This is a genomic window from Bartonella sp. AA18HLJMS (assembly GCF_042197245.1).
Lineage (GTDB): Bacteria > Pseudomonadota > Alphaproteobacteria > Rhizobiales > Rhizobiaceae > Bartonella.
Genome location: NZ_JBHIRP010000026.1, coordinates 1 through 8,766, shown reverse-complemented (window position 1 = coordinate 8,766; position 8,766 = coordinate 1). Strand labels below are relative to the sequence as shown.

Genomic DNA, 8,766 nt, shown 5'->3' with positions numbered 1-8,766 from the left:
CTTCGAATAGTTGTAGTGATGGCATCTATCGCTACCCGGTCACCAAATTCTTCTGGAAACCAAACTCCATGAATGGTCTTTGCATCATTGCCATAGCCGGTAAATTGCAAACTGGGGGACCTGCCAAAACGCTCTAGGCAAACCCAGGAGGCAGAAAACTCTTCTTCAAAGGATTGGAAATTCAGCCAGTCCACATAAAATTGATGCGGTCCTAACATCATCAAAGGATCTCTCATAGACGCCCTCCCCTCATTCTGTCCCGCCATGCAGAGCATTGGCACGTGCCCGTTGCAAAGCATGGGCAACCGCACGACCAGTGGCCATGGGTTCACGCGCCCCATTAACATGCACTGTGACGTTTTGATTGTGTGTGATGGGGGAACGGTCTTTGTCTCTTTGCTCTCTCGCAGAGTAATTGGCATGCCCCGCCCCCGCAAATTGTGCTATGGGCTGAATGGCTGTTTTACCTCCCAAAAAACTTGGCAAAAACTCTCTTACATCAATGGAACCAATCCACCCCTTAATACGGCTAGGCAAAGATTTACAAAAATCCATCAATTGTGAGATAGACGACATAAAGCCATCGACAATCGAATTAGCCAGATCTTCGCCCGCTTGTTCCATACCAGCCTTGGCAGCATCAGAGAGCTGTTCGCGGGCAAAAAAGCTCTTTCTAAACTAGAACTTCTTAAAATCCCCTTTGTACACCTCTCTCAAAGAAAAGATAAAACTGCCAAAACACGTGAGAGTCATCTAAGGATAATTGCATGAGACCATAACAGCTATAAACAGACTCCAATATTTATATCATACTTATTGTAACGATTTACTTACGTATAAAAGAAGAAGATAAAATTGTAATACAACTAAAAGTTCATACGGTTAATCAAGAGAAATTATACAGCATCACAAAACATCAATTGTTTGAAGATTATAAGTAAAAAATTGATCAAAATAAAAAGCTTTTCTTATGAAAAAGAAAAGAGTTGCCCATGAGTAGATATTATAAACTCTAACAAAGGGCATAACTTGATAATTATACTGCAACAAACTAATAGAAACAGCCTTCTTGATAATTCAGGACAACATGTGCTAGCAAATTATGAACACACCCTTGACAAACTCCCCTTTCTTCAAAGATGAATGCCTAAAAAGAAAAAATAGAATAACAAACCATTATTCTGCTTTGTATTAAAGCTCAGTTCACATTAAACCATTGCACTTATAGCGTATAACCTGAAATCTTAACAGCTTTGAAAAAGATATAAAAAAGATGTCTGATTTTTCACTCTATTTCTAAGTAACATTTAGACACTCCTACTGCTCTTCAAGTCCGCACATATAATACGCTTTTTCCCTCATGCTTTAAGACAAAGAAACAAATCCTATTATAACTTACTGCAACTTGCCGAAAATTGGGTGTCTTTCCCTATAACGCCAAGATCTTTAATTAAAAGCGGTTTTCCTATTTCTCCATTATAGGCTTTAACGTGAATGGTCTTGCCTTTCACATCTATGAGGTAATAATCTCCATTAAAAAGCGCACCAGCTGTATATATAGGGATATTTCCAAAAACCTTATCATTTTTCGCACGGCAATAAGACTGATAATGCGTGTGCCCCACGAAGATTGCTTTAACATTATGAGAGGTAATAATTGACTTAAAGACCGACAAATCTTTAGCATTCTTTTTACGAATAAAAAAGGATTCACCATCAATGGAAGCAGCACGCGCATCATGAAAATTAATGATTGTCACTTTACCTCTTGCATCAGCAGCAGCTAAATCGTTCCTAAGCCAATCTAAAGATTTATTGATTTGCACTTCTGTAGACTGCCCCTTCAAACCAACCGTATAGCTTGGATAATTGTGAAGCTGCACATAGTGAACATCTCCATAATCCCAAGAATAACTCAAACTCCCCCTTATCGAGCGAATATTTCCACCCGAAATGGGAACCAAGCTTTCAGTAACATCTGCATTGAAATGCGATAATTGACTACGGTATTTTTTGATTTCCGATACCATTCTTGAAACTGCACTTATAGAACAAGCATCTTTGTAAAAACTGAATTCTTGAGGATTTGTACAATTACCAACATTATTGGCATAATCGTGATTCCCTAGCCCCTCATAGACAGGTGCTCCAAGAGTTTTATAAACATTTTCATAATCATCATAGTTTTTTTGTTGTCCAAACTCCGTCAGATCACCATTGACAATATGGAATGCAGCCTTGTGCGCTTTTATCACACCAGCAACCTGCTCATTTATCTTTAACCATGGCTCTCTGTTTGATATTCCATTGGCATCACCAGAGTTTAAACGCCACGGTTGCGGATCAGCCATAATGATAGCAGTATAATTTTTTGTAAGAGACTTTTCTTTCATCGACCAATCCATGAATGCATCATGATAAAGCCTCTTGTCTCTTTTTATTTTTTCAGCATCAAGATTAAAACAACCAGAGAGAGTAAAAGCAATCACGGTGATTACCAATTCAACTTTATATCTCATAAACCTATCGCCATAAAAACGTTACATATTATATTAAAAAATTCCTCAGAAGCAATTTTTTAGATTTTATTGTCAAAAATATGTCAAAAATTCGAAATAACGAAAGCAATAATCCTTCAATGAAGGTGCACTTTGATGATATAAAAGCACTGTTGATTTCAAGCCTTCAACTTGAAGCATCTTCATTGATTAAGATTTATAAGCTTGGGCTCTGGCTCTTTCAAATGTCATCGATACATCAACAGCTTATAAAAACTTAGTCGTATAGTATTAAAATATCCCCAACAGGAGAAAGAATGTATTCTTATATTAGAGCACCCAACTCCTTTGGATATCAAGATCAAATATATTAGAATATTATGATAAATAAGGTATAACTAATCAAAAGTGCTAGCAATAGTGTTTGATTATTACCGTCATCACTTACTTTGACAAGTTATAAAAATGCAGAAGTATTACAGAAAATACTATTATTACTTTATAAAAAAATAATATAACTTATGTAAGTATTATAATAATATTTATAATTTCTATAATATAGATTTACAATAAATTTAATTATATAATACAAATAATTACAAACACATTGTGTGTTAAATATAAATTAATACAAATTTAATATCATTTGTTTTTTAATTTTGACAAAAAACCAAAAATATCTTACCAAATAAAGACAATTATCGAAATTAATAACAACTATCCATTTTCACTTCTTCTTATGAAGTTTGCGGGGAAATGAATATTTGGGGGCTCTCATAAGGAGAATACTGGTGTATAAAACATCCCTTTTATCATGCACGGCTGCGGCTGCTATCATCCTATTCAACATCCAGTTCACTGCACATGCTGAAACTCTTGACGTTGCCAACGAAGAAAAAGATATATCCGGAAAAACGTACGAGACTATTTATGTAAAAGACAAAGGAAAAATCACCGGCAGTACTGTAACTGTAACTGGAAATAAAAACACAAATACAGACACAGGTAGCGATAAATATGTTGTAACAGTTGAAGGTGCTAACAGTGCGCTTGAATTAAATGGCTTAAATATTCAAGGCACTGATTCTGATGTTCGTTTTGGTATTTCTGTAAAAGACGGCGCTAACATCAACCTGACTGGGGGGAACATTACAGCTTCTCAAACTGGTGTTTATATTGATGATAGTAAGAATAGTAGAAATATACTACAAAATGTAGTGATATCAGATAATAAAAATGAAGCATCATCACTCTTTGGAATAGAAATAAACAACGAAAGTTTTATCACTTTAGAAAATGTAACAGTTAAGCAAGCAGAAACTGGTATACTTGCGGATGTCGTTTCTCAAGTTATAGTATCCGGAGGATCATTCGAAGGTAAAATGGATGGCGTATATGCTATGGGCGGCACCACCATTACTGTAGATGGCGGTACTAACATTACCTCATCTAATGGTAACGGACTCCATGCCGATGATGAAAATACCACCATAAAAATGACTGGGGGAAGCGTAACTGGAAAAGACGCAGCATTGTATACAAACGATGGTGGTCATATTAAAGTCACGGGTGGTACTCTAACAGCTAAGGAAGATACCACAAGTGCACCTACTACAGAAGGGGATAACCCTGCATATAATAAGGGTACTAAAATTGAGAGTGGATTCGGCGCATTGTCTCAAGGTGAAAACAGTGTGATTGAATTATCTGATACAAAGATCAATGATGCGACAATCGGGTTAAAAACACAAGAAAGTGGCGCAATCGCAATGACTGGGGGAAGCATTACAGCGTCCAAAGTTGGTGCATTCTTTTTAGATAGCAAGAGCAAAGAAAACGAACTGAAAGATGTAGTGACATCAAGTGGGAAAGATGATGCGCCACTAATCAATGGAATCAAGGCAACTAACAGTAATGTCACTTTAAATAATGTAACAGTGACGCAAGCACAAACTGCCATAGATGCATATGATTCCACAGTAAAAGTCTTAGGAGGATCATTTGATGCAGAAAAAGCAGCAATATTTGCTCAAAACGGCGGCAACATCACTTTAACTGGCGGTGCAAAAATTACATCATATAACGATGCTGGACTCTATGCGGAAGGTTCAAAGTCCATCATCGAAATGACAGGAGGGAGCATTACAGCGAAAGAGGAAGCAGTAACGACAACATACGGTGGCCATATTACTGTTACAGATGTCACCCTAAAAACAAATGGTGATGGACTTGGTGTAGCTTCTGATGACCTTGGTAGCATGATTGAATTACTTGGAAAGACAACGATTAGTGATAGTGCAATCGGGCTTCAAGCACAAAACGGTGGTGTAATCAAGATGACTGGGGGAACCATTACAGCTTCTGCAGCTGGTGCTGGCTTCTTAAACAGTAACAGCCGTGAAAACAAACTAGAAAATGTGACAATATCGAGTGGTAAAGACGATGCGCCACTGAACTTTGGAATAAAAGCAGATAAAGGTACCGTCACTTTAAAAGATGTAACAGTGACTCAAGCAGCCGCTGGTATATTTGCAGATCATGATTCGACAATAACAATCTCGGGAGGATCATTTCATGCACAAAATGCAACAATATCTGCTCAAAACGGCAGCGCCATCACTTTAACAAACGGTGCAAAAATTACATCATCTGATGATGTTGGATTATATGCTAAAGATTCAAACTCCTCCATCACAATGATAGAAGGAAACGTCACGGGAAAAGCGAGTGCTTTGGTTGCTGAAGATGGTGGTCATATTACTGTTACAGATGTTACCCTAAAAACAAATGATAGCGATAAGTCATTTGGTGTATTTTCTAATGGCGCAAATAGTGTAATTGAATTGCTTGGAAAGACCACAATTAGTGGTAGTGCAATCGGGCTTGCATTCCAAAATGATGGCGCAATCAAGATGATTGGAGGAACCATTACAGCTTCTGCAGCTGGTGCTGGATTCTTAAACAGTAACAGTCATGAAAACAAACTAGAAAATGTGACAATATCGAGTGATAAAGACGATACGCCACTGAACTTTGGGATAAAAGCAGATAAAAGTACCGTTACTTTAAAAGATGTAACAGTGACTCAAGCAGCCGCCGGTATATTTGCAGAGAATGATTCGACAATAACAATCTCGGGAGGATCATTTCATGCACAAAATACAACAATATCTGCTAAAAGCGGCAGCACTATCACTTTAACCAATGATGCAAACATTACATCATCTGATAATGTTGGACTCTATGCAGAAGGTTCAAAATCCACCATCACAATGACGGGAGGAACTGTCACGGGGAAAGGTAATGCATTGGTTGCTGAAAATGGTGGACATATTACGGTCACAAATGTGTCTCTAAATGTTACAGATGTGGCTCCAAGTGACGACTATATATCGTCTGGTGTATTTTCTGTTGGTGAAGGCAGTGTAATTGAATTACTTGGAAATACAACTATTAGTAATAGTGCACTCGGGCTTCAAGCACTAAACGATGGTGCAATCAAGATGACTGGAGGAGCCATTAAAACTTCTCTAGTTGGTGCTGGCTTCTTAAACAGTAACAACAGCAAAAACAAGCTAGAAGGTGTAAAGATATCGAATAGTAAAGACGATGCGTTACTGAACTTTGGAATAAAAGCAGATAAAAGTACCGTCACTTTAAAAGATGTAACCGTCATGCAAGCAACCAATGCCTTAGTTGCAGATGATCACTCAACAATAACAGCCTCAGGAGGATCATTTCATGCACAAAATACAACAATATCTGCTCAAAACGGCAGCGCCATCACTTTAACCAACAATGCAAACATTACATCATCTGATAACATTGGACTCTATGCAAATAGTTCAAACTCCACCATCAGCATGACGGGAGGAACCGTCACGGGGAAAGGTAATGCATTGGTTGCTGAAAATGGTGGACATATTACGGTCACAAATGTGTCTCTAAATGTTACAGATGTATCTCTAGGTGACGAAGATATATCGTCTGGTGTATTTTCTAATGGCGAAGGCAGTGTAGTTGAATTGCTTGAAGGAACAACGATTAGTAATAGTGAAATTGGACTTACAACAAACGATGGTGGCGCAATAAACATGACTGGAGGGACCATTAAAACTTCTCTAGTTGGTGCCGGCTTTTTAAACAGTAACAGCGGTGAAAACAAGCTGGAAGGTGTGAAGATATCGAATAATAAAGACGATGCGTTACTGAACTTTGGAATAAAAGCAGATAAAAGTACCGTCACTTTAAAAGATGTAACAGTGACTCAAGCAGCCGCCAGTATAGTTGCAAATGATCACTCAACAATAACGGTCTCAGGAGGATCATTTAGTGGACGTGATGTAGGAGGAAGCGCCGAAACCAGCAGTACGATTATCTTAAAAAACAATGCTAACATTATATCATCTAATGGCGAAGGACTCCTTGCAGACGGTTCAGGATCTAAGATCATAATGACGGGAGGATCCGTAGCCGCGAACAAAACAGCGTTATTCGCAATCAACGGAGGGCATATTGATGCCACAGATGTTGCTCTAACAACAGAGGGAAAAGGAAGCGGTGCATTTGTAAGTGGCAATGACAGCACAATTCAATTGCATGGTGATACAATAATTAACAATACTTTGGACGGCCTTGGAGCAGTTAACGGTGGTAAAATCATTAGCGAAAACTTATCGATAATCGGTGGTGAAGCACTTGAAGGCTCCGACAACGAACGCACTGGTATATGGACATCGGACTCTGGTAGTGAAGTTAGGTTAATGGGCAAAACAACCATTCAAAATGTCGATGAAGGTTTTTATGCAGACGGTGGAAGTAAAATCATTAGCGGAGATTTAACAATAACTGGTGTTGAAAGTAAACAACAAACCGTTGCTGTAAACGTTGCGGAACTTGGTAGTGCAATCGAATTAAATGGTAAAACAATCATTCAAAACTTTGATTTTGGTCTCACCGCAGCAAATAATAGCACAATTAAGATGACGAATGGTTATATTGGAGCAGCAGAGAATACAATAAAAAATAAAATAGAAGCAAAAAAAGTTGCACTATGGGCGGCATTTAATGGACATATTGATGTCGTGAATACTTCTATGATAGCAGGAGTTGCTGGTTTGCAATTTATAGCTCTCTCTAATCCTGATCTAGATTATCCAGATGATCCACAAAAACGTAAAAGCAGTGAAATCAATTTAACCAATGCAGATATTCACGTTGAAAATGGCACAGGAATTTTTGTTGGAGCTTTTACTAACACAAACATGGAAGATATTCCAACTTTATCAATCGGTACAGCAAATCTCAAAAATTCAGAAATCCATGCTGATGTATTGTTAGGAGATGGTCTTTTCGAAGATCCAAAATCTTGGAAAAATGACAATTATTGGAACAATAAAGAGGTTAAAGCGATCTCCAATGGCACCTTCACCTTAAGCGCGGATCAGTCTACTCTAGAGGGCAGAGCGAATATTGCTAAAAATAGAACTGTACGTTTTGATCTAAAAAACAAGACAACATGGACACTAAAGACCAGTACAAAAGAAAAAGATGCTGATGGCAAACTGCTTGATATTGCTCAAAGATCTTGTTCCGATATTTCTACGCTTAATCTCGATAACAGCTCTATTGTTTTTGATGGACTGGTAGAAGATCATTATCACACATTGCATATAGGATCTGGTAAACCAGATACGCAAACAGTCTACAACGCAACGGGAGACGCAAAGATTTACTTCAACATTGCTTGGAGTGATGGCGTAGCAAGTGCCGATCAAAAAACCGATAGACTTCTGATCCACGGTGATGTCTCAGGCTCCACAACAGTTTATATCAAAAGCGATTCAGGAGATGAAAGTAGTGTAGTCAATGCTGCTGATCCTTCCAATATAGGTGGTCTCTCGCTCATTCAAGTTTCTGGAAAAGCACAAGAAGACTCTTTCAAACTCGTAAATGGCTATACCACAAGAAATCGTTTGCCTTATAAATATACGCTAACGGCCTATGGACCAGAGTCAAGCCACGGTACAGCCGATGTTGCACAAAGCCTCTTTGATGAAAAGAATGAAAATTTCTGGGATTTCCGCTTACATAAAGAAATTCTTGAAACGGATTCTGGTTCTGGTCCAAGTGTGATCGTCCCTGTAGCACAAACGGCCAGTTACTTAGTCATGCCAAATGCTCTCTTCTATAGTGGATTAACCGATATGGCTAAACAAAACGCACTCTTAGCCAATATCAGAACATCCGTCTTAGGAAAAGAAGAAGA

At 38.2% G+C, this 8,766-nt stretch carries 4 protein-coding genes and 1 pseudogene; 2 read left to right on the top strand and 3 right to left on the bottom strand.

Annotated features, from left to right (window positions below):
* The 3 genes from ACFINW_RS09040 to ACFINW_RS09030 all read right to left on the bottom strand — a co-directional run.
* On the bottom strand, positions 1–236 hold a 236-nt coding region (locus ACFINW_RS09040; RefSeq protein WP_375674215.1), incomplete at its 3' end, for a phage tail protein.
* Between the two features lie 13 nt (positions 237–249).
* Complete coding sequence (locus ACFINW_RS09035) at positions 250–624, bottom strand: hypothetical protein (RefSeq protein WP_375640829.1); 375 nt, start codon at positions 622–624, stop codon at positions 250–252.
* Between the two features lie 764 nt (positions 625–1,388).
* Positions 1,389–2,519: a metallophosphoesterase gene (locus tag ACFINW_RS09030; RefSeq protein ID WP_375640828.1), complete on the bottom strand. Its 1,131-nt coding sequence runs from the start codon at positions 2,517–2,519 to the stop codon at positions 1,389–1,391.
* A 770-nt stretch (positions 2,520–3,289) separates the two neighbouring features.
* Here ACFINW_RS09030 and ACFINW_RS09025 point away from each other — a divergent pair.
* A pseudogene (locus tag ACFINW_RS09025) lies at positions 3,290–5,647 on the top strand (NosD domain-containing protein); the annotation flags it as partial.
* A 633-nt stretch (positions 5,648–6,280) separates the two neighbouring features.
* A partial coding sequence (locus ACFINW_RS09020) for an autotransporter outer membrane beta-barrel domain-containing protein (RefSeq protein ID WP_375674214.1) occupies positions 6,281–8,766 on the top strand: 2,486 nt, incomplete at its 3' end.